The 26,188-nt window shown below is 69.6% G+C and carries 23 protein-coding genes and 1 pseudogene; 11 read left to right on the top strand and 13 right to left on the bottom strand.

Annotation, left to right across the window (positions count from 1 at the left end; translation table 11 throughout):
- From ACN6LB_RS42505 to ACN6LB_RS42520, 4 genes and pseudogenes are all read left to right on the top strand, one after another.
- A pseudogene (locus tag ACN6LB_RS42505) lies at positions 1 to 928 on the top strand (2-oxoacid:acceptor oxidoreductase subunit alpha); the annotation flags it as partial.
- On the top strand, positions 918 to 1,967 hold the full coding sequence (locus ACN6LB_RS42510; protein WP_445030563.1) for a 2-oxoacid:ferredoxin oxidoreductase subunit beta: 1,050 nt from the start codon (positions 918 to 920) through the stop codon (positions 1,965 to 1,967). The pseudogene ACN6LB_RS42505 and the gene ACN6LB_RS42510, both read left to right, overlap by 11 nt.
- A gap of 427 nt (positions 1,968 to 2,394) precedes the next feature.
- Positions 2,395 to 3,423: a hypothetical protein gene (locus ACN6LB_RS42515; protein WP_445030564.1), complete on the top strand. Its 1,029-nt coding sequence runs from the start codon at positions 2,395 to 2,397 to the stop codon at positions 3,421 to 3,423.
- A 4-nt stretch (positions 3,424 to 3,427) separates the two neighbouring features.
- Positions 3,428 to 4,090, top strand: a complete 663-nt coding sequence (locus ACN6LB_RS42520) for a hypothetical protein (protein ID WP_445030565.1) — start codon at positions 3,428 to 3,430, stop codon at positions 4,088 to 4,090.
- Positions 4,091 to 4,230: 140 nt separating this feature from the next.
- Here ACN6LB_RS42520 and ACN6LB_RS42525 read toward each other — a convergent pair whose 3' ends face one another.
- Positions 4,231 to 4,650 carry a hypothetical protein gene (locus ACN6LB_RS42525; protein ID WP_445030566.1) on the bottom strand — a complete coding sequence of 140 codons (420 nt, stop codon included), beginning with the start codon at positions 4,648 to 4,650 and terminating at the stop codon, positions 4,231 to 4,233.
- Positions 4,651 to 5,414: 764 nt separating this feature from the next.
- On the opposite strand from ACN6LB_RS42525, the gene ACN6LB_RS42530 reads away from it, so the two are divergent.
- Positions 5,415 to 6,659: a cytochrome P450 family protein gene (locus ACN6LB_RS42530; RefSeq protein WP_445030567.1), complete on the top strand. Its 1,245-nt coding sequence runs from the start codon at positions 5,415 to 5,417 to the stop codon at positions 6,657 to 6,659.
- A gap of 189 nt (positions 6,660 to 6,848) precedes the next feature.
- Here ACN6LB_RS42530 and ACN6LB_RS42535 read toward each other — a convergent pair whose 3' ends face one another.
- Positions 6,849 to 7,721: a hypothetical protein gene (locus tag ACN6LB_RS42535; protein WP_445030568.1), complete on the bottom strand. Its 873-nt coding sequence runs from the start codon at positions 7,719 to 7,721 to the stop codon at positions 6,849 to 6,851.
- Positions 7,722 to 7,861: 140 nt separating this feature from the next.
- Complete coding sequence (locus tag ACN6LB_RS42540; protein WP_445030569.1) at positions 7,862 to 8,476, bottom strand: PadR family transcriptional regulator; 615 nt, start codon at positions 8,474 to 8,476, stop codon at positions 7,862 to 7,864.
- A 102-nt stretch (positions 8,477 to 8,578) separates the two neighbouring features.
- Here ACN6LB_RS42540 and ACN6LB_RS42545 point away from each other — a divergent pair, with 102 nt between their 5' ends.
- On the top strand, positions 8,579 to 9,040 hold the full coding sequence (locus ACN6LB_RS42545) for a hypothetical protein (protein ID WP_445030570.1): 462 nt from the start codon (positions 8,579 to 8,581) through the stop codon (positions 9,038 to 9,040).
- Positions 9,037 to 10,245 carry an FAD-dependent oxidoreductase gene (locus ACN6LB_RS42550; RefSeq protein ID WP_445030571.1) on the top strand — a complete coding sequence of 403 codons (1,209 nt, stop codon included), beginning with the start codon at positions 9,037 to 9,039 and terminating at the stop codon, positions 10,243 to 10,245. Before ACN6LB_RS42545 ends, ACN6LB_RS42550 begins: the two co-directional genes overlap by 4 nt.
- Positions 10,246 to 10,317: 72 nt before the next feature.
- Here ACN6LB_RS42550 and ACN6LB_RS42555 read toward each other — a convergent pair whose 3' ends face one another.
- From ACN6LB_RS42555 to ACN6LB_RS42570, 4 genes are read right to left on the bottom strand one after another with little or no spacing between them, the layout of a single operon-like run.
- On the bottom strand, positions 10,318 to 12,354 hold the full coding sequence (locus ACN6LB_RS42555) for a beta-galactosidase (RefSeq protein ID WP_445030572.1): 2,037 nt from the start codon (positions 12,352 to 12,354) through the stop codon (positions 10,318 to 10,320).
- Positions 12,355 to 12,400: 46 nt separating this feature from the next.
- Entirely contained in the window at positions 12,401 to 13,288 is an 888-nt protein-coding gene (locus tag ACN6LB_RS42560) for a carbohydrate ABC transporter permease (protein ID WP_445030573.1), read from the bottom strand.
- Positions 13,285 to 14,307: a carbohydrate ABC transporter permease gene (locus ACN6LB_RS42565; protein WP_445030574.1), complete on the bottom strand. Its 1,023-nt coding sequence runs from the start codon at positions 14,305 to 14,307 to the stop codon at positions 13,285 to 13,287. The genes ACN6LB_RS42560 and ACN6LB_RS42565 overlap by 4 nt, the downstream gene beginning before the upstream one ends.
- Positions 14,304 to 15,587 carry an ABC transporter substrate-binding protein gene (locus tag ACN6LB_RS42570; protein WP_445030575.1) on the bottom strand — a complete coding sequence of 428 codons (1,284 nt, stop codon included), beginning with the start codon at positions 15,585 to 15,587 and terminating at the stop codon, positions 14,304 to 14,306. The genes ACN6LB_RS42565 and ACN6LB_RS42570 overlap by 4 nt, the downstream gene beginning before the upstream one ends.
- Positions 15,588 to 16,113: 526 nt before the next feature.
- Here ACN6LB_RS42570 and ACN6LB_RS42575 point away from each other — a divergent pair.
- Both ACN6LB_RS42575 and ACN6LB_RS42580 read left to right on the top strand, forming a co-directional pair.
- Positions 16,114 to 17,178: a LacI family DNA-binding transcriptional regulator gene (locus ACN6LB_RS42575; protein WP_445030576.1), complete on the top strand. Its 1,065-nt coding sequence runs from the start codon at positions 16,114 to 16,116 to the stop codon at positions 17,176 to 17,178.
- Positions 17,179 to 17,458: 280 nt separating this feature from the next.
- Positions 17,459 to 19,516: an RICIN domain-containing protein gene (locus ACN6LB_RS42580; RefSeq protein WP_445030577.1), complete on the top strand. Its 2,058-nt coding sequence runs from the start codon at positions 17,459 to 17,461 to the stop codon at positions 19,514 to 19,516.
- Between the two features lie 172 nt (positions 19,517 to 19,688).
- Here the strand turns inward: ACN6LB_RS42580 and ACN6LB_RS42585 are convergent, their stop codons facing one another.
- Both ACN6LB_RS42585 and ACN6LB_RS42590 read right to left on the bottom strand, forming a co-directional pair.
- On the bottom strand, positions 19,689 to 21,152 hold the full coding sequence (locus ACN6LB_RS42585; RefSeq protein ID WP_445030585.1) for an MFS transporter: 1,464 nt from the start codon (positions 21,150 to 21,152) through the stop codon (positions 19,689 to 19,691).
- Positions 21,115 to 21,501: a CPCC family cysteine-rich protein gene (locus ACN6LB_RS42590; RefSeq protein ID WP_445030578.1), complete on the bottom strand. Its 387-nt coding sequence runs from the start codon at positions 21,499 to 21,501 to the stop codon at positions 21,115 to 21,117. Before ACN6LB_RS42590 ends, ACN6LB_RS42585 begins: the two co-directional genes overlap by 38 nt.
- Positions 21,502 to 21,736: 235 nt before the next feature.
- On the opposite strand from ACN6LB_RS42590, the gene ACN6LB_RS42595 reads away from it, so the two are divergent.
- Positions 21,737 to 22,033 (top strand): hypothetical protein, encoded by a 297-nt coding sequence (locus ACN6LB_RS42595; RefSeq protein WP_445030579.1) that lies wholly within the window; start codon positions 21,737 to 21,739, stop codon positions 22,031 to 22,033.
- Positions 22,034 to 22,129: 96 nt separating this feature from the next.
- On the opposite strand, the gene ACN6LB_RS42600 is transcribed toward ACN6LB_RS42595, so the two are convergent.
- The 4 genes from ACN6LB_RS42600 to ACN6LB_RS42615 form a co-directional block, all read right to left on the bottom strand.
- On the bottom strand, positions 22,130 to 22,672 hold the full coding sequence (locus ACN6LB_RS42600) for a hypothetical protein (RefSeq protein WP_445030580.1): 543 nt from the start codon (positions 22,670 to 22,672) through the stop codon (positions 22,130 to 22,132).
- A gap of 177 nt (positions 22,673 to 22,849) precedes the next feature.
- A complete protein-coding gene (locus ACN6LB_RS42605) occupies positions 22,850 to 23,635 on the bottom strand; it encodes a calcium-binding protein (RefSeq protein ID WP_445030581.1) in 786 nt (261 codons plus the stop codon).
- A gap of 365 nt (positions 23,636 to 24,000) precedes the next feature.
- The gene (locus tag ACN6LB_RS42610) at positions 24,001 to 24,462 is read right to left on the bottom strand and encodes a hypothetical protein (RefSeq protein ID WP_445030582.1); all 462 of its coding nucleotides are present in this window, start codon (positions 24,460 to 24,462) and stop codon (positions 24,001 to 24,003) included.
- A 274-nt stretch (positions 24,463 to 24,736) separates the two neighbouring features.
- A complete protein-coding gene (locus tag ACN6LB_RS42615) occupies positions 24,737 to 25,282 on the bottom strand; it encodes a GNAT family N-acetyltransferase (protein ID WP_445030583.1) in 546 nt (181 codons plus the stop codon).
- Between the two features lie 187 nt (positions 25,283 to 25,469).
- On the opposite strand from ACN6LB_RS42615, the gene ACN6LB_RS42620 reads away from it, so the two are divergent.
- Positions 25,470 to 26,093, top strand: a complete 624-nt coding sequence (locus ACN6LB_RS42620; RefSeq protein WP_445030584.1) for a hypothetical protein — start codon at positions 25,470 to 25,472, stop codon at positions 26,091 to 26,093.
- Positions 26,094 to 26,188 lie beyond the last annotated feature (95 nt).

Raw genomic sequence — 26,188 nt, forward strand, 5'->3', positions numbered from 1 at the left:
CACGACGTCGGGGCCGGGGGTGGCGCTGAAGTCGGAGACCATCGGGCTGGCCGTGTCGATGGAGTTGCCGCTGCTGGTCATCGACATCCAGCGCGGCGGTCCCTCGACGGGGTTGCCGACCAAGACGGAGCAGGCGGACCTGCTGCAGGCGATGTACGGCCGCAACGGTGAGGCGCCGGTGCCGGTGATCGCGCCGCGTACCCCCGCGGACTGTTTCACCGCGGCTTTGGAGGCGGCGCGGATCGCGCTGGCCTACCGCACCCCGGTGTTCCTGCTCTCGGACGGCTATCTCGCCAACGGATCCGAGCCGTGGCGCATCCCGGAGATCGATGAACTCCCGGACCTGCGGGTGCAGTTCGCGCAGGGGCCCAACCACACGCTGGAGGACGGCACGGACGTCTTCTGGCCCTACAAACGCGACCTGCAGACCCTGGCCCGCCCGTGGGCGATCCCCGGCACACCCGGCCTGGAGCACCGCATCGGCGGCATCGAGAAGCAGGACGGCACCGGCAACATCTCCTACGATCCCGCCAACCACGACTTCATGGTCCGCACCCGGCAGGCCAAGATCGACGGCATCACCGTGCCCGACCTGGAAGTCGACGACCCCCACCACGCCAACACCCTGGTGCTGGGCTGGGGTTCGACGTACGGGCCCATCACCGCGGCGGTACGGCGGCTGCGCGCCGCCGGGGAGGCGATCGCGCAGGCCCACCTGCGCCACCTCAACCCCTTCCCCCGCAACCTGGGAAGGGTCCTTGAGGGCTACGACACGGTGGTGATCCCCGAGATGAACCTCGGCCAGCTCGCCACCCTCATCCGGGCCAAATACCTCGTCGACGCCCGCTCCTACACCCAGGTCAACGGAATGCCGTTCAAGGCCGAGCAACTCGCCACCGTGCTGAGGGAGTTCAACGATGCCTCTTGAAGCCCTGTCCCTTGTGCCGAAGGCCGAGGGCCGGCAGTCCATGAAGGACTTCAAGTCCGACCAGGAGGTGCGCTGGTGCCCGGGCTGCGGTGACTACGCGATCCTCGCCGCCGTGCAGGGCTTCATGCCCGAACTCGGCCTGGCCAAGGAGAACGTCGTCTTCGTCTCCGGGATCGGCTGCTCCTCCCGCTTCCCGTACTACATGAACACCTACGGCATGCACTCCATCCACGGCCGCGCCCCCGCCATCGCCACCGGACTGGCCTCCTCCCGCCGGGACTTGAGCGTGTGGGTGGTCACCGGGGACGGCGACGCGCTGTCCATCGGCGGCAACCACCTCATCCACGCGCTGCGCCGCAACGTGAACCTGAAGATCCTGCTCTTCAACAACCGCATCTACGGCCTGACCAAGGGCCAGTACAGCCCCACCTCCGAAGTCGGCAAGATCACCAAGTCGACGCCGATGGGCTCGCTGGATGCACCCTTCAACCCGCTCTCCCTCGCGATCGGCGCCGAGGCCTCCTTCGTGGCCCGGACGGTCGACTCCGACCGCAAGCACCTCACCGAGGTCCTGCGCCAGGCCGCCGCCCACCCCGGCACCGCCCTGGTGGAGATCTACCAGAACTGCAACATCTTCAACGACGGCGCCTTCGACGCCCTCAAGGACAGCCAGCAGGCCCAGGAAGCCGTCATCCGCCTCGAACACGGGCAGCCCATCCGCTTCGGCGCCGACCGTGCCCGCGGCGTCATCCGCAACCGGACCACCGGCGACCTCGACGTCGTCACCATCACCCCCGACAACGAGGCCGACGTGCTCGTCCACGACGCCCACACCACCTCCCCGACCACCGCCTTCGCCCTCTCCCGCCTCGCCGACCCCGACACCCTCCACCACACCCCCATCGGCGTCTTCCGCGACATCAACCGCCCCGTCTACGACACCCAGATGGCCGACCAACTCGACACCGCCATCGAACAGAACGGCAAAGGCGACCTCGCCGCACTGCTCACCGGCGGCGACACCTGGACGGTCCTCTGAACGAACCGGCCCGTCTGCCGAGGGGCGGCCGTCACCGGCCGTGGCGCGGTGATGGGCTACGCGTCAAAAGCCGTGTATCGGGATGAAACATCGGGAGAGAACGCCCTCTCGCAAGCGCTGCACTTCTCCCCACCGCGACGACGAGCGAAGCCCGGCGCGGCGTAGGAGAATGGCGTGAGAGGGCGAAAACCTGATGAGGCCAAGGGGCACGCGTCGCCCTTCACCCTCGCGTCGCAATGCACCTCCTTGGTCGCCCCTCCTTGTCCCGTCGCTCATGTCGTCTGCCGCCGGATTCGTCTGCCGAATGCTGACCGCCGTGCTTGTGAGCATCGCGATCGGGTGGGCTCCGACGGCGTTCTCGGCGCCGAGGGCGACCGGAGAGCTGTCCATTGCTCTCAGCCCCTCCACAGGGCCTCCGGGGACCACTGTGCAGGTCACCTTCGCAGGCTGCACCACCACCAAACTCGGCACACACATCGTCACCGACATCTACTGGGACGGTGGCAACGTCGGCGGATTCACCACAGAAACCCAGGCCGATGCCGCATTCGACGTGCCGGCGAAGGCAGACGCGGGCTCTCATACGGTGACGGCGGTCTGCGACAACGGGGTCAGCGGCAAGGCGCCGTTCACGGTCACCCCGACTGACAGCGGGGACGGAAGCGGACCAACCACACCCCCACCTGGGGACGGACACGGAACGACACCCCCACCTGAGGACGGACACGGAACGACACCCCCGCCCGCTCCCGCCATCAAAGTGGACCCCTCTGAAGCCGAGCGCGGCACGACGATAAGCGTCGATGGCTCCGGATTCGACGACTGCTACACGGACGACACACCCGGCTCGGTCGATGTCTCCGTCGACGACACCTCCATCTCCACGAAAGACATCGATCCCGAAACAGGCGGCTTCAATGTCAAAATCGACGTCGGTTCCACCGCCACAGCAGGCACCCACACGGTGACTGCAACATGCAACGACCCGAGCACCATCTACGCCCACACCACATTTTCCGTGACCGACACGACGACGAACGGAACCGACACCGGAGGCAATAACACAGGCGGCACCAATGACAGTGGCGGCACCAATGGCGGAGACACCGGCGGGACCAATGGCGGAGACACCGGCGGGACCGGAGGCGGGAACACCGGTGGTGCCAACGCGGGAACCACCGGCGGCGGAACCCACGGCGGAGACACCTCGACGCCCGTCGGATGGGTGGTCGGACCTTCCCTGTTCGGAGCACTGCTGCTCCTGGGAGCACTGATCCCCCTGATCAACCACCGGCAGCGCGGACCGCGCTGGGCACGCAACCACATCCGAACGTCGCTGCGCAGCACGCCCGGGACAGCCGACCTGCGCGAGCAGCACGACAGCGGATCGGTCAACCGCACGGTTCGGCTCGAACCCCACATGGATCCAGGTGACCAGAGCCTCGAAGGAGGGTGAAGCGATGACCACGACACAGTGGCCCGAGCCTCTGACGGTCCGCGCCTTCCTGCTCGGTCACGAGGGCCCCGGCGCCGCCGAGACGCTCCTCGGCCCGCTCCACGACGGCGGGACGGCCCGAACACTCCTCGACGGAACGCGTCCCCTGCCGGCCGCGGCGGATCGAGCTGTCGAGCACCAACTGGCGAGTGCCATCGATTCCTTCCTCGGTCTGGAATTCTTCGACGTGACAGCGATCGGATGGCGAAAGCACCCCGCCCTCAAGGCCGCCGCACGCCGCACCCGCGCCGCGCCGGGCAGCGAGGAAGTGGTCGCCCTCGCCACTCACCAGGTCACCTCCAGCCACAGCCCCTATGTCGACGTGTTCCTCGACGGCGCCAAGATCGGCACCCTTGACGTGAGACTCATCCTGATCTTCCGGATCGGCGGGCTCGTCGCCATCGTCCGCAACGCCCACCTGGTCTCCATACGCAGCGGGCATTGCGCACTGGAGGCGCGTCTCGCCCTCCGGCGGATCGTGTTGGCGCAACGACAGGGCAAACTGGATCTTCCCGGCATCTGGCACATGCACGACCCGATCCCGCTCCTCCATGACGAGCCACCGCCACCGCCACCTCCCCCACCGCCCCACCAGCCGCCGCAGCCTCCGCCCTACGCCCCGCGTTGAACACGGCCCCGACCAGCCGGTGCCGCACCCGGGGCTCCACGCCTGCAACGCCTGCCATGATCGCCCTGATGGCCCGCCGACTCACCGGAGAATCCACCCCGACCTGGCGAGGGCTCTAACACCTCATTGGGAGCTCGCTGCTAGGCCTTGTCGTGCCGGCCGGCGTGGGAGGTGCACACCTTCGTCAGGTCGCCGGCCGCGTCGTTGACCGGGCTGAGGTCGGGGCTCTTGTCGCCGCTCTTGATCGACGCACGGACGTTGTCGACCGCCTTGCTCAGGTCGTCGACCGCCTTGTCGGTGTCCGCGTTGTTGGACGTGTCGCCGATTTCTTTCAGGTCCTTGTCGATGGAGTCCAGGGAGGCGTCGGCCCGGTCCTGGTTGACGACCGCGTGCGCGGCCGCGAACTGGAGGTCGGTGATGTCCTCGGCGATGGAGTGGACGGTCTGCATGCAGTCCAGAGCCTTGTCGACGGCGGAGCAGCCAGTGACGAGACCGGCGGTGAGTGCCGCGGTGGCCGCGGTGAGGGCGATCGCGGTACGGCGGTGTCGGCGCGCGGCCATGAATGGGTCCCTCCCCTTGTCGGGCCCCCGCGAGAGGCCCCGTGGTACCCGTAGGGGCGCGAGGGAGCAGGCCGGCTGGTCTTGCCGGCCGACCCGCTCGATGCTCCCGGCCCTCACTAGGGGTGGCCTCGCGTGCCGCCTGAGAAGGCGTCCAGTACGGGTGGATGCCCTTTGTTCTGCGGTGGGTTCCTTGCCGGGTGGGTGCGGTGTCGTTTGTCGGGGCTCGGGAGCCGGGAGGGGCGGCGTGCAGCCGAAAGCCCCGGCTGGTCGGGGGAGGCCGGCCGGGGCCCGGGTGGTGGCGTGCGGAGGGCGGTCGCCTCGCGGCGAAAGGCTCCACGGGGCTTCAGCCGAACGATCGTCCCCGTGGGCGGGGGTTGAGGCCCGGGGACACTGTCCCCTCCGCAGCCACATATGGATGAACGGTCAACCACCCCTGCTTGTTCCGGCGTTGAGGCGCCGGCGCATGTGAGCTGCCACACCCCGGCCGTGACGGGGAAGGCCCGGGCCGCGATCCGGGCGGCCGCCACCGGCCGGGCGTGGCCGGGGAGTGTTCCCCGGTTGTGCTGCTATCGTCGGCACCATAAACGGGGAGTGCTCCCCATTTAATGGGGGCTCGGCACGAACCCAGGGGAGGGGGAGACCCGCGCGGGCCGACGCCGACCGGGCTGACCGCCCGCAGCACCCGCACCCACGCCACAACACCCCACTCCACACACCTCGGCCAGGCAGCAGCCCCACGACCACAACACCGGACCAAGGACGCCATGCCCAAGCCCGACGCACCCACTCTGCAAGACCTCGCCCCCGACGGCCACGACCTGACCGCCGACCCGTTCCCCCTCTACGCGGCACTGCAGGCCAAGGGGCCCGTACACCGCGTCCTCATCCCGGGCAGCGGCGAGTGCTGGCTGGTCGTCACCCGCGACGCGGCACGCGCTGCACTGACCGACCCACGCCTGCGCAACGACATCCGCCACTCCTCCTCCTGGCAGAGCGACGGCGGACACGCCATCGGCCGCAACATGCTCCAGACCGACCCACCCCAGCACACCCGCCTGCGCCGCCTGGTCGCAGGCCACTTCACCGCCGGACGGATCGCCGCACTGCGCCCTGGAATCGAAACCGTCGCTCTCGACCTGCTGGCCGCCCTCCCGCAGCAGGGCACCGCGGACCTGGTCAGCCAGTACGCCCTGCCGCTGCCCGTCACCGTCATCTGCGACCTCCTGGGCGTGCCCGCCGCCGACCGCACCCTCTTTCACGCCTGGTCCAACGAACTGGTCATGCCCACCACGCCCGAGACGGCAGCCGACGCCGCCGCCTCACTGACCGCCTACCTCGCCCGGCTGATCGACCACAAACGCAGCATCCCCGCCACCGACCTGCTCAGCCACCTCGTCACCGCAGCCGACGACACCCCCGCGCCCGGCACTCCCGCCCCCGACCACGGTGCCGCACCCGAAACCGGCCGCCCCACCCCTGAGGAACTCCTCGGCATGGCCTTCCTCATCCTCGTCGCGGGCCACGAGACGACGGTGAACCTGATCACCGCAACCGTCCACGCCCTGCTCACCCACCCCGGCCAACTCGCCCTGCTGCGCGCCGACCCCGACCTGGCCTCAGCGGCCGTCGAGGAATCCCTGCGCTACAACGCACCCGTCCACGCCACCGCGTTCCGCTTCGCCGCCGAAACCCTGGACCTCGTCGGCACCCGCATCCCGGCAGGCGACTGCGTGCAGATCTCCCTCGCCGCAGCCTCCCGTGACCCCCTCCACCACCCCGACCCCGACCGCTTCGACCTGCGCCGCCGACAACCCGGCCACCTCGGATTCGGCCACGGCCTGCACCACTGCCTCGGCGCCCCCCTGGCCCGCACCGAAGCAACAACCGCCCTGCGCCTGCTCCTTGGGCACCGCCCCGCCTTCACCCTCGCCACTGACCCCGCAACCCTCACCTGGCGCACCAGCACCCTGCTGCGCGGCCTGAGCACACTCCCGCTGACCTTCGGATGAGCCGCGCGGCCGGCCCCAGGAGGTGACCGGCCTTGGGGGAGCGACGCGTTCTGGCACTCACCCGAGGCCGGTCACCTCCCGTAGCGATGACGCACGAGGCCATGCCGCTGTGCGTCACAGCACCGTGCGCGGCGTCCCGCTGGGATCCACCGCGCTCACTCACGAAACGCGCGCCCGTGGACGAGCCGATCAGGCCGTGCCCGGGGACTTCGTGGCCTGGGCGAGCTTGCCCGTCACGTCCACGGTGCCCTGTGCGGGCGGTGCCTGGACGTCGGCCTTCGTGCCGAAGTCGGTGAACTTGAGCAGGGTGGTGCTGGTGATGGCGGGGGTCTTCTGCGCGTCCTTGGTCTGCGGGCGCAGGGTCAGGCGGATGCTCTCCTGGCGCAGCCGGCCCTGGCCATCGAGCCACATGTCCAACGGCAGGGTGGAGGTGCCCAGTTGCCGGCGCAGCTGCTCGCCCTTGGCCGTATCGCCCTGTGCCAGGGCCTTCACGTCGACCGTGACGCGGTAGTGCGTGGTCCGCGCGCCGTCGATGGTCTCGCTGCCCACCTTCGTGACGTCCCGGTCGCTGACACCCTTGGTGTAGGTGAACGGTTCGGCCGGATCGCTGACCTGGCCCCCCGCGTTGCCGGACCCGGACTGCTTCAGCCGGGCCAGGTCGATCTTCATCCATGTCTTGCCGCGGGGCAGTTCGCTGCGCTGCGCGGCGGGCGGCTTCTGGTAGACGATGCCGTCGAGCACGCGCTGCTCGATCCGCTGCCCCTGGGCGGTCATCGTCATGCGGCTGGCGCCCTCTTTGAGGTTCATCACGCCCTTGCCGCGGACGGTGACGCTCTTGCCCTGTGCGGCGGCCCTGGAGGTGACGGTCATCCTCGCCGTGTCGGCCGCGGCGGTCCTGCTGTAGGCGGCCTTCACCGCCCGGGACTCGGACGCGCCCTGCTGTGTGCTCTTGGACGTATCCGCTGCCCTGTCCGAACCGTCCCCGTCATCGGAACAGCCGGCCAGCCCGGCCGCCAGCACCATCACCGCGGCGGTTCCTGCGACGCGTGTCCTCGACGTCATACCAGTTTTCCCCTCAAGTCGGGTCATACGGAGTCAAGTTGACCCGATCCCGGGTTCCCCGTCCTTCCCCTGCCACTCCTTGCGGCCCTGGCACGTCCCCTGCATCAGGCCACCGTCTCCCGGAACGCGCCGGGGGCGGCTCACTGCGGCGCCGAGCCCGCCGCGAAGCCGTCGAGCTGCTCCTTGGACCACGTGAGCCTGCCGGCGCGCAGGTCTTCGGTCACCGCGCGCACCCACTCCAGTTCCGCGGCCGTCACGGCTTTGAGGTACTCGGTCTCCAGGCGGGTGACGCGCGGCAGCCCCTGCTCGGTCTCTGCGGCCAGGGCCGCCTGCAGTGCGTCGAGCTTGTCGGTGAGGGCGTCGGCCCGCCGCTCCAGTACGTCGCCCACGTCCTGCGCAGGGAGCAGCAGCAGGTTGGAGAGGGCGGCCGGGAACTCGGGGAACTCGTCCTTGGGGGCGGCGAGCATCTCCTCCAGCCAGGCGCGGGCTCTCTCGCGTCCCGCGTCGGTGACTTCGTAGACGGTCCGCTCGGGGTACTGCTGATCGCGCTCCGTCTCGCGGACCGCGATCAGTCCGTCGCCGTTGAGCCGCTCGATGGTGCGGTAGAGGCTCGCGCGCTGTCTGACGTTGACGACCTGTTCCTTGCCCCAGTCCTTGACCAGCCGCTGGATGCCGTAGGGGTGCAGCGGCTGGTAGTGCAGCAGGGCCAGGACGGTCAGGGCGAGGGGGGAGCTGCGGGGAGCGGAGGACGTCATGGGCCTGATTTTAGCCCCGAAAGAACTAGTTGACGAGAGACTAGTTTCAGTGTGACTATCGAGTGGTCAGTACGACACCTCGCACCGAGAGGAACCACCGAGATGTCCCTCACCGAGCGCATCCACTGCGACCACGGCCTGGTCAAGCACCTGGGCAACTGGACCGAGGCCGGCCGCTTCGAGGTCAGGGCCCGCCGCGGCGCCGCGGTCCTCGACCTGCGTTCCCCCCACCTGCCCGACGACGTCGACATCCACCTCGACATGGACCGGGCCATGGTCAAACTGCTCGTCGACGACGGCGCCACCGTCGACCACGGGGACCTGCGGTGGACCGCCCGCGGCAGGATCAAGGACTCCCCGTCCCCCTCCACCGGCGCCAACGCGGCCGGCCGCCGTATCCACCTGTCCGGATCGGCGGCGAACAGCGAGATCCGCGTCCACCGCGGCGGCATCGCGATCCTGTCGGCGATGTTCTCCCGCGCCTACGTCCAGGACGTGCGCCGCGCCCACCAGACCGGCGGCGCACCGACGATCGACGACCCGACCAGGGGGCACCGGTCATGACCCGCACGGACAAGGCCCGCACCGCGCTCGTCATCGGCGGCGGTATCGCAGGCCCCGTCGCCGCGATGGCCCTTCGCAAGGCGGGCATCGAGGCCGCCGTCTACGAGGCGTACGACTCCACGGCCGACGGGGTGGGAGGCGGCATGTCCATCGCCCCCAACGGCCTAAACGCCCTCGACGCGATCGGCGCGGGCCACCTCGTGCGCGCCATCGGCACGCCGGTCACCGCCATGGGCCTGCGCAGTTGGACGGGCAAGCACCTCGCACGGTTCGCCCCGCCCTCCCGCCTGCCGTCCCTGCAGTTCGTCTGGCGCAGCGACCTCTACCGTGCGATCTACGACGAGGCCGAGCGCCGCTCGGTCCCCGTGCATCACGGCAAGCGGCTGACCGGCGCGACGGACACCGCCTGCGGCGTCACCGCGCACTTCGCGGACGGAACGCGGGCAAGCGCCGAGATCCTCATCGGCGCCGACGGCATCCGCTCCACGGTCCGCCCCCTCATCGACCCGGCCGCGCCGCAGCCGAACTACGCCGGCCTGGTCTGCTTCGGGGCCCGGCTGCACGATTCCGGACTCCCCTCCACCAACGGCGTGATGTTCATGTGTTTCGGCAAGCGTGCGTTCTTCGGCTACCAGGTCTTCGACGACTCCTCGGCGGTGTGGTTCGTGAACCTGCCCCACACCCTGGCGATGACCGTCGAGCAGGCCCAGGCGATCGGCGCGCAGGAGTGGATGCGCACCCTGCAGACCGCCTTCGCCGACGACCGCACCCCCGCCCTGGAGATGATCAGCCGTACCGACGTCGGCCAGCTCCTCATCACCGGCCCGATGGAGAACATGCCCAGGGTTCCGACCTGGACCCGCGGCCGTATGACCCTGATCGGCGACGCGGCCCACGCCGCCTCGTCCAGTTCCGGGCAGGGCGCCTCCCTCGCCGCCGAAAGCGCCGTCGAACTCGCGCGCTGTCTGCGGGACCTGCCCTACGACCAGGCATTCGCGGCGTACGAACACCTGCGCCGGCCCCGTGTCGAACGCATCATCAAACTCGGCGCCCGCACCAACAGCAACAAGACCGCCGGCCCGGTCGGCCGCGTCCTGCGCGACCTCGTGATGCCGGCGACCATGAAGCTGATCAACCCGGAGAAGATGGCCTGGCAGTTCGACCACCACATCGACTGGGACGCGAAGACACTCCCGCCCGCATGAACTGCGGCCCGTCCTCGGCCGCCAGGCCGGGAGCGGGCCGGCGCCCGCGTACCGGTCCGGTGCCCCGATACCTCACGCACCCCTGGCTTCGGCGACCTGTTCGCGCACGACGGCGACGCCTCCCTCGGGGACGGTGACCGAGCCGGTGACCGGTTTGCCGGTGAGGAGTTCGATCCCGTCGGCGGGGATCTCGGCGCCGTGGCCGGCGTGGTCGATGAAGAAGAGGTAGTCGGCGTCGGTGCCGCGCCGCCTGACCACCTCGATGCCGTCCGGCACCTCGCGCTCCGGGCGCACGCCCGCCTCCTGGCGGATGCGCTGCAGGACGGCGGCCAGGGTGGCGGGGTCCGGGTGGGTGGCGAGGTACCAGGCGGTGCCGCTGCCGTAGGTGTGGCGGGTGAGGGCGGGCACGCCTGCCAGGGGTCCGTCCGCGTAGGTGGCGACGGCCTGTGCCCCGGTGAGCCGGAGGCGTTCGCTCCACAGGTCGGCGCTCGCGCCGGGCGGGATCTGGCCGGCCAGGGTGAGTGACTGGCCGGGCAGCAGGGGGAACAACTCGTCGCCGTGCACGCCGAGGATCTCGCGGAAGGCGCCCGGGTAACCACCCAGGCGGACATGGCAGTTCTCGTCCACCGCGCCGCTGTGGAAGCCCACCGCCAGGGTGCCGCCGTGCTCGACGAACGCCGCCAGGCCGGCTGCTCCCGCGTCGTCGACCAGGTACAGGCTGGGGGCGAGGACGAGCTGGTAGCGGTCGAGATCGGGGGCGTCGGGGCGTACGAAGTCGACCGCCACGCCCGCCTTCCACAGCGGTGCGTACCAGTCCCTGACCAGGTCCTGGAAGCGCAGTGCGCCGCTGGGCTGGGAGGGCGCTTCCATGGCCCAGCGGGCGTTCCAGTCCCAGACGATGGCGACGCGGGCGGGGCTGGTGCTGCCGCGGACCTCGGCCAACGCCCCAAGGTCCGCGCCGAGTTGGACGACGTCCTGCCAGATCTGGCTGTCGGTGCCCGCGTGCGGCAGCATCGCCGAGTGCCACTGCTCGGCGCCGGCCTTCGCGGCCCGCCACTGGAAGTAGGCGATGCCGTCGGCGCCGTGCGCGACGTGGGCGAGCGCGTTGCGGCGCATTTCGCCGGGCGTCTTGGCCCGGTTGACGGGCTGCCAGTTGACGGCTCCGGTGGAGTGTTCCATCAGCAGCCAGGGCCTGCCGCCGGCCAGGGAGCGCACCAGGTCGCCGCTGAGCGCGATGTCGATCTGCGACTCCGGGTCGGTGGAGCGCAGGTAGTGGTCGTTGGAGACGACGTCCAGCTCGGGGGCCCAGCGCCAGTAGTCCAGGGCGTCGAAGTTGTGCATCACCATGAAGTTGGTGGTGGCGGGGATGGCGGGGGCGGCGCGGCGCAGCACGTCGCGTTCGGCGGTGAACAGCGACAGCAGTTCGTCCGAGCAAAAGCGCCGCCAGTCGAGCTGGTGGGTGGGATTGGGGTCGGCGCCGGTGGCGCGGGGCGGCAGGATCTCCGCCCAGTCGTAGTACCACTGGCTCCAGAAGGCGGTGCCCCAGGCGTCGTTGAGCGCGTCCAGGTCGTTGCCGTACTTCGCCCGCAGCCAGTTGCGGAAGGCGGCGGCGCTGGTGTCGCAGAAGCATTCGGCGTTGTGGCAGCCGTACTCGTTGTGGACGTGCCACATCGCCACGGCCGGGTGGTCGGCGTAGCGCTCGGCCAGCGCGCCCGCGATGCCCAGCGCCGCGGCGCGGTAGGCGGGGCTGGAGGGGCAGAACGTCTGGCGGCTGCCGTAGGACAAGGTGCGGCCGTCGCGGTCGACCGGCAGCGCTGCGGGGTGGGCGCGGAAGAACCAGGCGGGCGGGGCGGCCGTGGGGGTGGCGAGGTCGGCGGCGATGCCGTGGTCGTGGAGCAGCTCCAGGATCTTGTCCATGCGGGAGAAGTCGTAGACGCCCTGGGACGGCTCCAGCAGCGCCCACGAGAAGATCCCGACGCTGACCATGGTCACCCCGGCCGCACGCATCAGGGCCATGTCCTGGGCCCACACCTCCTCGGGCCACTGCTCGGGGTTGTAGTCGCCGCCGTAGGCGAGGCCGGGCAGGCGAAGACGGCGTTCGGTGCTCACTGGTGGTACTCCGGAAGGTGTGGGAAACGAGTGGAAGGCGTGGGCTTCAGCCCTTGTTGGCACCGAGGGTGAGGCCGCTGACGAACTGGCGCTGGAGCACGAAGTACACGATCAGCGTGGGGATCGCGGTGAGCAGGGCGCCGGCGGCGACCAGGTTGGGGTCGGTGAAGTACTGGCCGGAGAGGTTGTTGAGGGCGGAGGTGATCGGCATGTTCTCGCCGGTGGAGATCAGCACGATCGCCCAGAAGAAGTCGTTGTAGATCCAGATGGACAGCAGCGTCGCCAGGGCCGCCATCGCGGGCTTGCACAGCGGCAGCACGATCTGCCAGTACAGCCGCCACACGGAGGCGCCGTCGACGAGCGCGGCCTCGGTCAGCTCGTGCGGCAGCGAGCGCATGTAGTTGGCGAGCACGAACGCGCAGAACCCGGACTGGAACGCCACGTGGATGAGCACCAGGCCCAGCGCGGAGTCGTACAGCTTGCCGCTCACCGTGATGCCGGGCAGGTCGACGAGCAGGTACAGGCGGTACAGCGGGGTGATGATGACCTGCTGGGGGAGCAGGTTGCCGGCGGTGAACACCAGCAGCAGGAAGACGTTGACGCGGAAGTCGAAGCGGCTGACGTAGAAGGCCACGCAGGAGGACAGCAACAGCGTCACCAGCACCGCCGGCACGGCGATGAGCAGTGTGTTGGCGAAGTAGTGCAGCATGTCCGACTGCTGGAAGGCGTTGGTGAAGTTGTCCAGGCTCAGCTTGTCGGGCCAGGACACGTAGCCCTTGGTGCTGGTCTCCGCGTACGGGCGCAGGGCCGCGAACAGCGCCCACAGCAGCGGGGCGAGCCAGGCCAGGGCGGTGACGACGAGGAAGGTGTGCAGCAGGATCCGGGCGGGCCGCACAGGGGTGCGCTGCTTTGCGGGCGCGCTCACGGTGCTCATGCGCGCCGCTCCTTCCGGAAGGTCGCGATCAGATACGGGATGATCACGGCGAGGGAGATCACCAGCAGGACCACGGCGATCGCCGAGCCGTATCCGATCCGGCTGGACTCGCCGATGATGTTGTTGGTGACCAGGATCGAGAGCAGTTCGGTGCCCTGGGCGCCCTTGTTGAAGACGAAGACCAGGTCGAAGGCGCGCAGCGCCTCGATGATCGTCACGACCAGTACGACCGTGTTGGTGGGGCGCAGGGTGGGGAAGATGACGTTCTTGAACGTCTGCCACTCGTTCGCGCCGTCCAGTGCGGTGGCCTCCCGCAGGGAGGGGTCGACGCCCTTGAGGCCGGCCAGGTACAGGATCATCATGTAGCCGGTGTGGCGCCAGGACGCGGCGATGAGGATCGCCCAGAGGTTGAGGTCCGGGTCGCCGATCCAGTCGATGTAGTGGCCGGGCTCGTTGGCGCCGATGAGGCTGTTGATCAGGCCCGTGTCGGGGTTGTAGACCAGCTGCCAGACGAATCCGATGACCGCCATCGACACGACGACGGGGAGGAAGAACGCGGTCTGGTAGACGCGGCTGAAGCGGATCTTCTTGTCCAGCTGCACGGCCAGGAACAGGCCGAAGGGGGTGGGGATGAGGATGAGCACGACGAACCAGATGATGTTGTGCTCGACGGCGGGCCAGAACTGCGGGTTGCTGGTGAACAGTTCCCGGAAGTTGTCCAGCCCGACCCACTTGATGGAGTCGAAGCCGATGCCGTCCCAGGTGGTGAACGCCAGCGCGATCGAGGCGAGGGCCGTGAGCCACACGAGGACGACGTGCAGGAGCGTCGGCACGCCGGCCATCAATCCGAGCGTGATGCGATCGCGCCGGGTGAGCAGCCGCCGGTGGCCCAACGGCGCCCGCAGCCGCCTCTTTTGACGGGTTGTCACCTTGTTCGGGGGGCCCGGGGGCGGCGCGGCGGCCGTCCCCGGGGTGCTGGTGGCGCCGGTCCCGATACCGGCGTTCGAGGTGGCGGTCATGCGGACGCGAAGATCGTCTTCTTCTGGCGTTCGATCGACGCCAGCAGGCTGTCGACGCCCTTGGGGTTGCGGACGAAGTTCTGCAGCGCGGGCTGCATCACCGTGGCGGTGAAGTCCGGCCGGCTGTCACGGTCCATGAACTGGGTGAGGTGCTTGGCGCCGGAGATCGTCGCGTACGCCTTCTTCTGCAGCGCGGTGTAGGAGGAGGTGTCGGCCTTGTTGGAGGCGGCGACCAGGCTCGGGTCGGACTTGAGGTAGATCTGCTCGGCCGCCGGAGTGCCCAGGAACTCCAGGAGCTTGAGCGCGCCCGCCTTGTTCTTCGGGGCCTTGGAGAGCATGAAGCCGTCGGTGGGGGCCTCGACGGTGTCCTGGCCGTAGGCCGGGTCGATCTCGGGGAAGGGGAAGAAGTCGAGGTCGTCCAGGTCGGCCTTGTTGGTGAACTGCTGCGCCACGAAGCTGCCGAAGAGGTACATGCCCGCCTTCTTCGAGATCAGTGTCTGGGCGGCGTCCTGCCAGGTGCGGCCGACGGCGCCGTCCTGGTGATAGGGGAGGATCTCGGCCCAGTGGTCGAAGGTCTTGCGGACCTTCGCATCCGTCCAGGACGCCTTGCCGGCCATCAGCTCGACGTGGAAGTCGTAGCCGTTGGTGCGGAAGTTGATCTGGTCGAAGGTGCCGAGCGCGGGCCAGGCGTCCTTGTCGCCGAAGGCGAGCGGGACCAGGCCGTCCTTCTTCATCCGCTTGCACAGGGAGGTGAACTGCTCCCAGGTGGTGGGGACTTCGTAGCCGTACTTCTTGAAGACGCTCTTGCGGTAGAAGACCCCCCACAGGGACGTGGAGAGGGGCACGAAGTAGTACTTGCCGTCCTCGCCCTTGCTGAGCGCCTTCATCGCGTCGGGGAAGTTGCCGCCGATCTTCGCCCACACGTCGTCGACGGGGGTGGCGAGGTTCTTGGCCGCGAAGAACTGCATGCGGTAGCCGGCGAACCAGCTGAACACGTCGTCCGGGGTGCCCTGGAGGTAGCTGTTGATCTGCCCCTGGAAGGTGTTGTGGTCCTTGGTGTTCACGTCGACCGTGATCCCGGACTGCTTGGTGAAGGCCGCGTAGATCTCGGCGAACGCCTTCTTCGGCACCGCGTCCGACGCGTTCGAGCCGAGGGTGACCGTCTTCGGGTCGCCGGCCGCAGCGCTGCCGCCGCAGGCGCTGAGCAGAGGTATGCCGGCGCCGAGGACGGCCGCGCCGCCGATGCCGCGCAAAACGCTGCGGCGGCTGGGAGCGGGCATGGGCCGACCGAGAGAGGAATGGTACATTTCGGCTCCTGACAGGGCGGCTGTGCCCACGAGGCACGTCAACCCGAGGGATGTGGCGGGGGAGTGGTCGCCAACCAACGCGACCAAGACTCAACACGATCGAACAAATGCGATCGGCGGCTGCGAGGAAGACTGAACGCTCCGGGGAGTCGCTGTCAAGACCCCTCCGGCCGGGACGCAGAGCCGGCCCCACCCGCCAACGCCTCGGGCGCCTCACGGCCGCACGGCAGCGACGGCCCCCTCCCGCGACCGGACCCGAGCACCACCATCTGCTCCCTGACCAGCACCTATGCCTCCGGCGACAGGCGTACTCGCGGCGGCCGCGACACCCCGGCAAAACGGCCGCCCTGCGCCGGATCCGCCGCCTCGTGTCGCAATCGGTGCCGCACCACCCCTTGACGTGCGGCCCCCGGCCTACGTAGACATGACCACGCGGTCAGACCGCGTGGTCATACAGTTGACCTCCTTCGATGCAGACGTACGGCCGTCGGGAGACTTCATGGCACCAGGGGTGGGGCGGAGCGAGGGCTCCTCCGGGCCGCGCAGCGCGGACGTGGCCCGGCTGGCCGGGGTGTCCCGCAAAACGGTCTCCCGGGTCCTCAACAACGAGCCGTACGTCTCCGAACAGGCCCGCACCAAGGTCCTCGCAGCCGCCGAAGAACTCGGCTACCGGCTGAACCAGGCGGCCAGAACCCTGGTCTCCGGGCGCACCGGCGCCATCGGCGTGGTCGCCCTGGGCACCAGCGGATACGGAACCGCCTCCCTGCTCGTGCACATCGAGCGGGCCGTGCGCGACGCCGGCTACGCGCTGCGCGTGGTCAACACCCCCGACGGCGACCCGGTAGGCATCGCCGGCGCCGTCGAGTCACTGCTCGAACAGGGCGTGGACGGCGTCGTCGTCTCCGAACCCATCGTGGAAGGCGACGTCGGCGTCCGCGTCGACGTCCCCGTCCTCTTTTTGGGGGCACCGCCCGCCTTCACCGCCACCCGCACCGTGACCATGGGCGTGGGCGCCCACGCCCTGGCCCGGGCCGCCACCGAGCACCTGCTGGATCTGGGGCACCTAACCGTTCACCACCTCGCCGGCCCACGGCGCTGGTACGCCACCAAGGACCGCATCGAAGGATGGCGCGCGGCGCTTGCCGCACGGGGCGCCCACGAGCCTCCCCTGCTCAACGGCGACTGGTCGGCCGCCTCCGGCCATGCCGTGGGCCGCTCACTGGCCTCGGACCGCTCCGTGACCGCCATCTTCGCGGCGGGCGACGAGATGGCCATCGGCCTCATCCACGCCCTGCGGGAAGCCGGGCGCCGCGTGCCCGAGGACATCAGCGTCGTCGGCTTCGACGGCAACCCCGTCTTCGCCTACGTCTCTCCTCCCCTGACCACCGTGCGCCAGCCCTTCGAGGCCGCGGCCCGGGAAGGAATCCGCCTTCTCGTGCACGCGATCGAGAAGCCCGACACCGACCTGCCGCAGCCGAGCGACCCACCGGTCGAACTCGTCGTCCGCGGCTCGACCGCGCCCCCGCCGCCCCACCCCGGCAAGACCGGGCCGCGCACCACCTGAGAACCCCCCCCGCCGGCAGGAAGCCCACCCCCACCCGGGCCGGGCACTGCCTGAGAGCCCCCGCGGCAGGAAGCCCACGCCCACCCGGGCACCGCCTGCCACCCGCCGGCCGTCTCAACCAAGACGCCGGCCCGCCCGATCCGCCGCGCACCGCCGCGTTGATGAAGAGCCGCATACGCGACCGGACGCGCCGGGCCCGCCGCTGCCCACCCGGACCCCTCCCCGGGGAGCGGCGGGCACCCGAACACCCCCCGTCCCTTCCCCGTCCTGGGAGCCGCACATGTCCCCCGCACCGCTGGGCGTCAGAGCCGACGTCACCCGGCCCTCCCGCCCCCTCATCCTGCTGTTCCTGCTTCTTGCACTGATCGTCGCCGCCGCGGCGACGCTGCTGCCGGCCGCCGGCCGGGCCCAAGCCCTCTCCCGCCCCTCACAGACCCTGTACACCCCGCCTGCGGGGGCACCCTCGCCCGGATCGCTGTACCCCCGGGCACTGCGCCTGCAGCACAACGGATCGGCCAACGGCACCCTGCTCGCCACCTTCGAGCAGTACACCAACGGCACGCCCGTCTTCCCGATCTACCGCTCCACCGACAACGGCAACTCCTGGAGCAAGCTCTCCGACGTCGCCGACACACAAAACGGCTGGGGCATGCGCTGGCAGCCCGAGCTGTTCGAACTGCCCACCGCGATCGGCAACTTCCCGGCCGGCACCATCCTGGCCGCGGGTGACTCGGTGCCCTCCGACCGGTCCGGCACCAAGATCGACCTGTACGCCAGCACCGACCGCGGGCAGAGCTGGAGCTTCGTCACCCACATCGCCACCGGCGGCGCCGCCCACGACACCAACGGGGACACCCCCGTCTGGGAGCCGTTCTTCCTGGTCTCCGGGAACAAACTCATCGTCTACTACTCCGACCAGCGCGACCCCGACCACGGCCAGAAGATCGTGCACCAGGTCTCCACCGACGCCCGCACCTGGGGCCCGGTCGTCGACGACGTGGCGATGCCCACCTACAGCAACCGGCCCGGCATGGCGACCGTCGCGAAACTGCCGAACGGCAAGTACGTCCTGTCCTACGAATACGGCGGCGCCCCCGAGGGCAACTTCTCCGTCTACTACAAGATGTCCTCCGACCCGGAGGCATTCGGCTCCGCCACCGGCATCCCGCTGCGCACAACGGACGGCGTGGTACCCCAGAGCGCTCCGTACATGACCTGGCTGCCCACCGGAGGCCCGGCCGGCACCCTCGTCGTCAGCGCCAACAGCGCGGATGACCTGTTCATCAACACCCAAAACGGCGCCGCGAACACCTGGACGCGCATCAACGCAGGCGTGGCCGGCGGCTACAGCCGCGGCATGACACCCCTGACCGACGGGCACAGCCTGCTCGTCCTCAGCGCCGGACGCGGCGGCAGCAACCTCTCCAACCCCGTCACCTACAGCACGATCGACCTGGGCGGCGGCATCTCCGACGGCGCCACCTACACCCTCTCCAACGCGACCAGCAACCTGATGCTGAGCAACGCGGGCGCCTCCACCACCAACGGCACCTACGCCACCCAGCAAAACGCCAACAACGCGGACGAGCAGAAATGGAAGTTCGTCCAGCAGCCCTCCGGCTACTTCACCATCTCCAACCTGGCCGGCGGCAAGGTCCTGGGCGTGGAGAACCAGTCCACCGCCAACGGCGCCAAGATCCTGCAGTGGGACGACAACGGCACCCCCGACCACCAGTGGGCCATCTCCCCCCACCCCGCGGGCGGCTTCTCCCTCGTCAACCGGCTGACCGGCAAGTACCTGGAGATCCCCGGCGCCTCCACCACCGCCGGCACCACCGCCGGACAGTGGGACGCCACCAGCTGCGCCTGCCAGCGCTGGAACCTCACCCAGACCGCCCTGCCACCCCTGGGCACCGGCCAGTACGTACTCGTCAACAAGAACAGCGGCAAGTACCTGGAGATCCCCGCCTCCTCCACCGCCCCGGGCAAGGCGGCCGACCAGTGGCAAAACTCCGCCTGCACCTGCCAGTTGTGGACCTTCCAGGCCCAAAGCGGCAGCGCATGGACACTGCACAACGCCCACAGCAACCTCAGCCTCGACGTCAGCAACGCCTCCACCTCCGCCGGCGCGGCCCTCGTCCAGAACACCTCCTCGGCCGCCAACTCCCAGAAGTGGACCCTGAACAGCGCAGGCGGCGGCTACTACAAACTCGTCAACGCGGGCAGCGGCCTGGTCGCCGCCGTGGCCCAGTCCTCCACCGCCAACGGAGCCGCCGTCATCCAGTGGGGCGACGCCGGCATCGACGACCAGCTGTGGAAGATCGTCCGGGTCAACTGACGCACCACCCAGGCCACCACACGGCGCAGGAACCGCTTGCGAAGCGGTTCCTGCGCACGCCGTCGCCCTGCCTCGCGGCGCACTCGCACCGGCCCCCGCGAGGGACGGCACCGGTGACCGCGCGCCGCCCGAACACCCCGCTTGGCAGGGGCCGTTCCCGCCGGGGGAGGGATCAGTGCTGAGTGGTCTGCTCGGCCGCACCATCACGCCGGGGCGCCGGCCCCGGCGTGAGCCGCCGGGGCTCCACCGCCGGAGCGAGGAAGGCTGCGCAGACGACGAACGCGAGGACCACCAGCATCGCGGCGCGCAGGCCGATGTGCTCACCCAGCAAGCCCAGCCCCGGGGGCCCGACGAGGAACGCGATGTAGCCGATGGTCGCAACCAGACTGACCCGAGCCGTCTCGTCGGAGCCCGACTCCCCTGCGGCGGACAGCGCGAGGGGAAAACCCAGCGATGCGCCCAGCCCCCACAGCAGCACGGAGACACCGGCCACGACCGCATGGTCCGAGACGATCACGAGGAGCAGGCCCACTGCGCCGGCGATGGCGCTGACCCGCATGACCCGGGCGCGGCCGAAGCGGCGCAGGAAGAAGGAAGCGGCGAACCGTCCCAGGGTCATCGCGGCGGCGAAACCGGTGTAGACGAGCGAGCCCAGGGTGGCATCCATGCCGTGACCGTCGACCATGAGGAGCGGCAGCCAGTCGTTTGCCGCCCCCTCGGCCAGCGCCATGGCCAGCACGATCGCACCGATGAGGACGAGCTTCCCGTCCCTCCACACCGCCGGGCGGGATCCGGGGCCATGCGCCGTCGCCGACTTGCCGGCGGCGGCGCGGCCGGTGCCCGCCGGGACGGCGCGCGGCGCGAAGGAGGAGATCGCGACAGCAAGAGCGGTGACCGCCGCAAGGTGCCAGTGGACCGGGACGCCGGCCGCTGTTGCGCCCATGCCCGCCCCGGCTCCAAGGACCGTGCCCAGGCTGAAGCATCCGTGCAGGGCCGGCATGGTCGTCACGCCGGATATCCGCTCCACGTCCGTGGCATCGATGTTCGCGGCCACATCGCCGGCACCCATCCCGACGCCGAAGGCGCACAGCCCGGCCGTCACCAACGGCAGGGACAGCATCAGACTGCCCGCGCAGACCGTGGCCAGCCCGAGGACGAGCAGCACCGCGGCCCAGAAGAGCACCGGCCGCGTCCCGGTTCGGGAAACCAGCCGGCCCGAACCGAGGACCCCCAGCATCGAGCCGAACGCCAGCCCGAACAGAACCAGCCCCATCTGCGCCGTGGAAACCTCCAGCGCATCCCGGATGGCCGGGGTGCGCGTCACCCACGAGGACATCGCGATACCGGCAAGCAGGAAGAGCAGGAACAGCGCCCGACGACGCCTGCGCACGGACTGGTCCATGAAAAATGTTCTCCGTGACGGCGGGAGGCGACAGCCCGTACGCCGGGCATCAACTCCCCGGCCTGGACAACGTACACGCCAGGTCACGGCGTGAGGAAGCGCTTGCCGAACGACGGCAGATCCCCTGCGGCAGCGGCAGGCGGGGGAGTGAGTCGGTGCGGTGAGCCCGGCTCGGCGAACAGGCCGGGCACCGGCGTCATCCGGCGCCGGGACGCCAAAAACCCGTGTTCCGATAACGCCACCAGTACAGGACCGTGCGGTCCTCGGGCCACGCGGCCAGCGCGATTCCGCCGGGCTCGAAGCGGTCGCGCGCGGGATCGATCCGGCGCCAGCTCAGGTCCTTCGCCTCGTCCTCCAGAGGCGGACGGACGAGCTCCACGGCGCGTTCCTCGCATGCCCCCAGGGCCTGGTAGTTCGCCTGGGCCTCGATCAGTGACGGCCGGTTCGCTCCGCCTGAGTAGTCCGGCCAGCGAAGCTGGATGGCGTCGTCCTCCCAGAAGCAGAGCGGACAGATCTGATACGAGCCCGGCGGCTCGTCCATCGTCAGCCAACCGCAGCACACGCAGGGATACTTCAACGTCACGCCGCCATCCTGTCCGTCACCGCCGCGGGGACCAACTGATTTCCCGGCGGTGGCCGCGACAGACACATGCGCCAGGCCCCTTGCTCTGTTCCCGGGGACGGAATGCGTGACGGACAGCGGGCCGGGCGGCGCCGCTGTTGTCCGTGCCCCGTTCGGCTCACACCGGCGGGCAGGCGGCTCGCCGGGATGGTCAGCTGGCCGGAGGACTGTGTACCTCTGTGCAAGGGAGCTCAGCGTGGCGATCGTCGTGGTTTTCGAACTGCCGGGGATGACCCAGGCCCAGTACGAGCGGAGTGCCGAGATGGTGGCCGGCCGGCCGGGCCCGGTCAAGAGTCCCTCCGACTGGCCGGTGGCCGGTCTCGTCTCGCACACGGCCGCCCCCACCTCCGACGGCTGGCTCGTCGTGGACGTCTGGGAGTCCGAGGAGGCATTCCAGCAGTTCGGCGAGACGATCATTCCGATCCTGAAGGAACTCGGCGTCTCTGACGCGCAGCCGCGGGTCTACCCGGTGTTCAACGCGGTCACCCGCTAGCACCTCACGCCCTTCCGCCGGCGCGGCCACGACGATGGTGGTGCCCTGCCCGGCCGGCTCCTGCCAGGAGCGGACGCTGCGCCGAAGCAACACCCCCTAGGTCACGAGAATGGGGCGCCGGCCGGGGCGCTCGCGCCACTGTTCGGCCTCGGCGTCCCATGTGAATCTGACGAGATGCCCGTTGCTGCTTACCGTCATCGCCGTCCAGCGGCCCGCGTGTTCCCAGTGGATCGTCGCTGCCGTGCCAGGGCGTCGGTCGGCTTCGCTGACCGGCGCATCGGCGTCGCACAGGGCGGGCAGTTGGGCCAGGGCTTCGGGCGCGATGTCCACGTGCATCTCGATCTGCCAGCCGTCCTCGGTGCGGAGGTGGATGGCGTGGATGTCGTCGGCGGCCTCGTCCAGGCTCGCCCGGGCCTGGCGCCCGATGAACCGGCGCAGGATCTCGCGGGTTCCTGTGCTCATCCCCTTCGCAAGGGCGTTGCCGAAGTACGTGGAGATCGCCTGCAGGAACGGCGTGGCTGCCATGCTTGCCACCACGAGGGCCACGTCCGACACCACTTCGGCAGCAGAGACCGTGGCACCCTGGCTGTCGTCCGGGGGGTCGGGCACATCCGGGACGTCGTTGCGTTCGCTGCTCATGAGCCCCCGTTTGATCACTGCCAGGTGTAAGTCGTCGAGCGCTCCAGGGTATTCACCGGCGGCTGGTCGCAGCACATGATCAGACGAAGGCCGCCCCGGCGTCCGGCGAACACCCAGTGAGCGGCCTGGTTCGAGGTCCGTTTCGGCCTCAGGCCACCCGCCGCCCCTCCTGCCGGGTCAGCCCGTCGTCACGTCCACGTAGTCACCCGTGGCGGTGGCCGCTGCGGTCGTGCTGGTTCCGGCGAAGCTCCAGCGCCAGTAGCCGTCCACGGAGGCGGTCGCGGTGGTCTTGAGGGCGCCGCCTGCGCCGCTGGTCACCGTCTTCACGGTGTTGTAGGTCGTGGTGCCGGCCTTGCGGAACTGCAGCTTCACCGCGTGGCCCGCGTAGCCGCCGTAGGTGTCGTTGTCCCAGTTGGCGCGGTTCAGGGTGCCCTTGACGGTGATGGTCTTGCCCGCGACGACCGGTTCGGGGGAGGCGTCGGCGGTCAGCTTGGCGGCACGTTTCATCAGGAAGGTGCTCGCGCTGTCCTTCTGGATGTAGTCGAAGTCGACTGCGTCGACGGAGGTCCAGACGTGCCAGGTACCGGCGTTGGCGTTGATGAGGGTCGCGTTGGGATCGATGACGATGCTGGTGGTGCAGGTGGAGGTGGTGGTGCTGCCGGTGACGGGGGTGCAGTCCAGCGGTGTGTCGGAACCGGGCCCCGCGAAGCCGTCGGGGTTGTCGAACGACCCGTGGTAGAGCCACCCGTAGGCGTCCTTGATCCCCGAGTTGTCGCTGACGGTGATGCTCAGCGTGACTGTCTTCGTCGCGGTGGCGCCGACCACGACCGGGTTGCCGTTGTTGACGACGACCTGGACGACCTGGGTGTCTCCCTGGCCGGCGTCGGCGTCGGCGCTCGTCACGGTGAGGGCGGACAGGCACAGCGCGCCCGTCAGGGCAGCAACGGCAGAACGTATGAACATATGTCCTCGTAGGCAGGAGTTGTCCGCCCGAAACCGGGCCATGAGCCGAACTGCGTCGAATAGTAGGCGTGCAGCACCCTCACCGCGGTGCCGGGCACGAAAGTGCTCTGCCGGCGCAGACGGCGACAGGATCCTCGCCGGTACGCCCGGCGCCGATCCGGCACGCCCGCGGCCGTACTCGGCCCAGGACGCGGTGGACCGGCGGGGCGGGGCGGGGCGGGCGCGGGGGAGGCGGCGTCCGTCCGTCAACTCGGCGCCAACGACAGCCGTCCAGGCCGCGTGATCCGTCAGGGCAGGTGATCGGGCGCCGGACTGGGCGCCACGACATCGTCCAGCACCCGGTCCCACAGCTGGCCGCCAGTCTGTCACTCGCGAGAACGGACAGTAACCAACGGTCGCGACGCGCTGATAAACGCATCGATTGCGTCCCGGGTTGTCGCACGGAGGAGGTCGAGCTCCCGCTCACTGCTGGCCTTGTAGAGCCGGTCGATCATCTTGAGGGCATGCCGACCGGCTGCCGCGAGGCTCCCGACATCGGTGAGTAGATCAACACGAAAGATCGCTTCGAGCGCGACCGCCCTGAGGCGCTGACTCTCCCGGTTCAATTCCGGGATGTCGGATTGCCCTTGATGCCGGTGGGTCCCGAACCACAGATCCATCTGGCCGCGACGGTAGTTCGCGAGGGCGCCTCCGCATGCAGCAAAGGCATCCAGCTGCTCCTGGCGCAGCCTCTCTGCGCGTGCGTACTGCTGCTGCCGACTCGTGTTGCGCTGTTGAAAGGCGTAGGTGAGTCCTGACCCCATGAGCGTGCCCAGAACCGCAATCACGCTCGCAGCTATGACCTCCACAACTTAAGGAGACCACAGCTGGAGTCCAGATCGGAGAGCACTACCGCGACGGTGGTGGTCACAGTGAGGACGGTCAACCTTCAGGGGGACGGGACAACGTGATCAACAGCAGGTCGAAGAAGGGTTCTCAGGGCCTCAGCTGTCGCCGGTGGCGCCGCCTGGGCCCGCAGCTCCCCGCCGCCCACACCCGTGGCGCAAGAGCGGGCCGTTCGCTGCTGCGCGCGCACCCGTGCCGGCGGGCTGGGCCGTGGTGTCAGGAATTCTTCGGGTCCGGCTTCCAGTCCTGGGCGAGGAGTCCGAGCAGCACCTCGTCGAGGAACTCGCCCATCACCCAGGCCGAGGAGCGCAGTACGCCCTCGCGGACGAAGCCGTTGTGTTCGGCGGAGCGCAGCATCGCGGTGTTGTCCGAGAGTGTCTCGATCTGCAGCCGGTGCAGGCCGCGCACGATGAAGCCGTAGTGGCACAGCACTGCGACCACGTCGGTGCCGTAGCCCTTGCCGCGTGAGGAGGGCAGCAGTCCCAGTCCGATGTGTGCGGTCCGGTTGTGGTTGTCGATGCCCCACAGGGTCGCTGTGCCGACCAGTGTGCCGCCGTCGAGTTCGACCACGGAGAACGGGACGTGGCCTTGCTCTTTGTCGTTCACCACGAGCCGGGGGTCCTTCGAGTCGGGCGTGATGGGCCGCCATGGCCCGCCTTCGGCCCGCGAGGAGTTGACCACGTCGTCGTAGAGCTCGGTCCGCAGGACCGGGATGTCGTCCTCGTGCCGGGCTCTGAGCGCCACCTTGCCGCCTTTTAGCATGCAAGCTTCCTATCCGACCGGGACGGTCGGCGGCAAACCAATAAGGGTTCCGGGAGCGGTGCCTGCTGCCAGGCAGCAGCCGGGCGCGCGCTGATGGCCCGGTAGGGTGACGCGGATCCCTGGCGGACAGCCGTCGGTGCGCCCGCGTCGACGCCCGCAACCACCCTGCGAAGACAGAGAGTTACCCGTGAGCGACGCGCCCCTCGACCCCTCCGATGACGAGGACTCGCCCTGGATCGTGGCGGTCTGCCCTCTCACCCCTGAACTCGCCGCGCAGATCGCCTCCATGGCGGAACTCGACTGGAGCGAGGACGCTCTCACCGAGCAGGCGATGCGCGCCGCCGGCTGGCGCACGGGCGAGGACCTGCTCGGCGATCTCGAGGAGAAGGCCTGCACGCCCGCGGGGCATCTGGTCTACGGCGACGACTGCTTCGCCATGCCGTTCGCCTACGAGTACTACGTGCATCCCGACGGGGCGATAGGGGAGGACTACTGGGGAGCGCAGCCCGGCTGGCACAGTCTCATCGACCCGCCGGAGGGCACGTTCGATGCGCAACTGCAGGCCGTGGTCGACACGTTCACCGCGCTGCTGGGCCCGCCCGATGTTGACGTCACGCACGAGCGGCGCCCCGGACTCGACTACACCTGGCGCTACCGGGCCTGGCGCCGGGGCGGGAACATCCTGGTCGTCGCTTCCGGGCTGGACGGATTCTCCTACGCCCAGTTCGAGCACGCCTTCGTCCAGATCCGCTCCCTGCCGCCGGGCACCCCGCTGCCGGCTGCCCGGGAACTGCCCGATTTCTTCTGTTGAAGGCTCCCCTCCCTGAAGGGAGGGGATTGTCCACCCTCCAGGGCTGAGCGGGGATTTACGGCTCAGGCTGCCTCTGGGTCCACCGGACCAGGAGG

Source organism: Streptomyces sp. SAS_270 (genome assembly GCF_052543295.1).

Bases quoted from the DNA above. Each gene is read 5' to 3' on its own strand.
- ACN6LB_RS42560 (WP_445030573.1), bottom strand. From the start codon at position 13,288: ATGAGCACCGTGAGCGCGCCCGCAAAGCAGCGCACCCCTGTGCGGCCC.
- ACN6LB_RS42525 (WP_445030566.1), bottom strand. From the start codon at position 4,650: ATGGCCGCGCGCCGACACCGCCGTACCGCGATCGCCCTCACCGCGGCC.
- ACN6LB_RS42575 (WP_445030576.1), top strand. From the start codon at position 16,114: ATGGCACCAGGGGTGGGGCGGAGCGAGGGCTCCTCCGGGCCGCGCAGC.
- ACN6LB_RS42540 (WP_445030569.1), bottom strand. From the start codon at position 8,476: ATGACGTCCTCCGCTCCCCGCAGCTCCCCCCTCGCCCTGACCGTCCTG.
- ACN6LB_RS42520 (WP_445030565.1), top strand. From the start codon at position 3,428: ATGACCACGACACAGTGGCCCGAGCCTCTGACGGTCCGCGCCTTCCTG.
- ACN6LB_RS42530 (WP_445030567.1), top strand. From the start codon at position 5,415: ATGCCCAAGCCCGACGCACCCACTCTGCAAGACCTCGCCCCCGACGGC.
- ACN6LB_RS42605 (WP_445030581.1), bottom strand. From the start codon at position 23,635: ATGTTCATACGTTCTGCCGTTGCTGCCCTGACGGGCGCGCTGTGCCTG.
- ACN6LB_RS42565 (WP_445030574.1), bottom strand. From the start codon at position 14,307: ATGACCGCCACCTCGAACGCCGGTATCGGGACCGGCGCCACCAGCACC.
- ACN6LB_RS42570 (WP_445030575.1), bottom strand. From the start codon at position 15,587: ATGCCCGCTCCCAGCCGCCGCAGCGTTTTGCGCGGCATCGGCGGCGCG.
- ACN6LB_RS42580 (WP_445030577.1), top strand. From the start codon at position 17,459: ATGTCCCCCGCACCGCTGGGCGTCAGAGCCGACGTCACCCGGCCCTCC.
- ACN6LB_RS42535 (WP_445030568.1), bottom strand. From the start codon at position 7,721: ATGACGTCGAGGACACGCGTCGCAGGAACCGCCGCGGTGATGGTGCTG.
- ACN6LB_RS42615 (WP_445030583.1), bottom strand. From the start codon at position 25,282: ATGCTAAAAGGCGGCAAGGTGGCGCTCAGAGCCCGGCACGAGGACGAC.
- ACN6LB_RS42545 (WP_445030570.1), top strand. From the start codon at position 8,579: ATGTCCCTCACCGAGCGCATCCACTGCGACCACGGCCTGGTCAAGCAC.
- ACN6LB_RS42600 (WP_445030580.1), bottom strand. From the start codon at position 22,672: ATGAGCAGCGAACGCAACGACGTCCCGGATGTGCCCGACCCCCCGGAC.
- ACN6LB_RS42550 (WP_445030571.1), top strand. From the start codon at position 9,037: ATGACCCGCACGGACAAGGCCCGCACCGCGCTCGTCATCGGCGGCGGT.
- ACN6LB_RS42510 (WP_445030563.1), top strand. From the start codon at position 918: ATGCCTCTTGAAGCCCTGTCCCTTGTGCCGAAGGCCGAGGGCCGGCAG.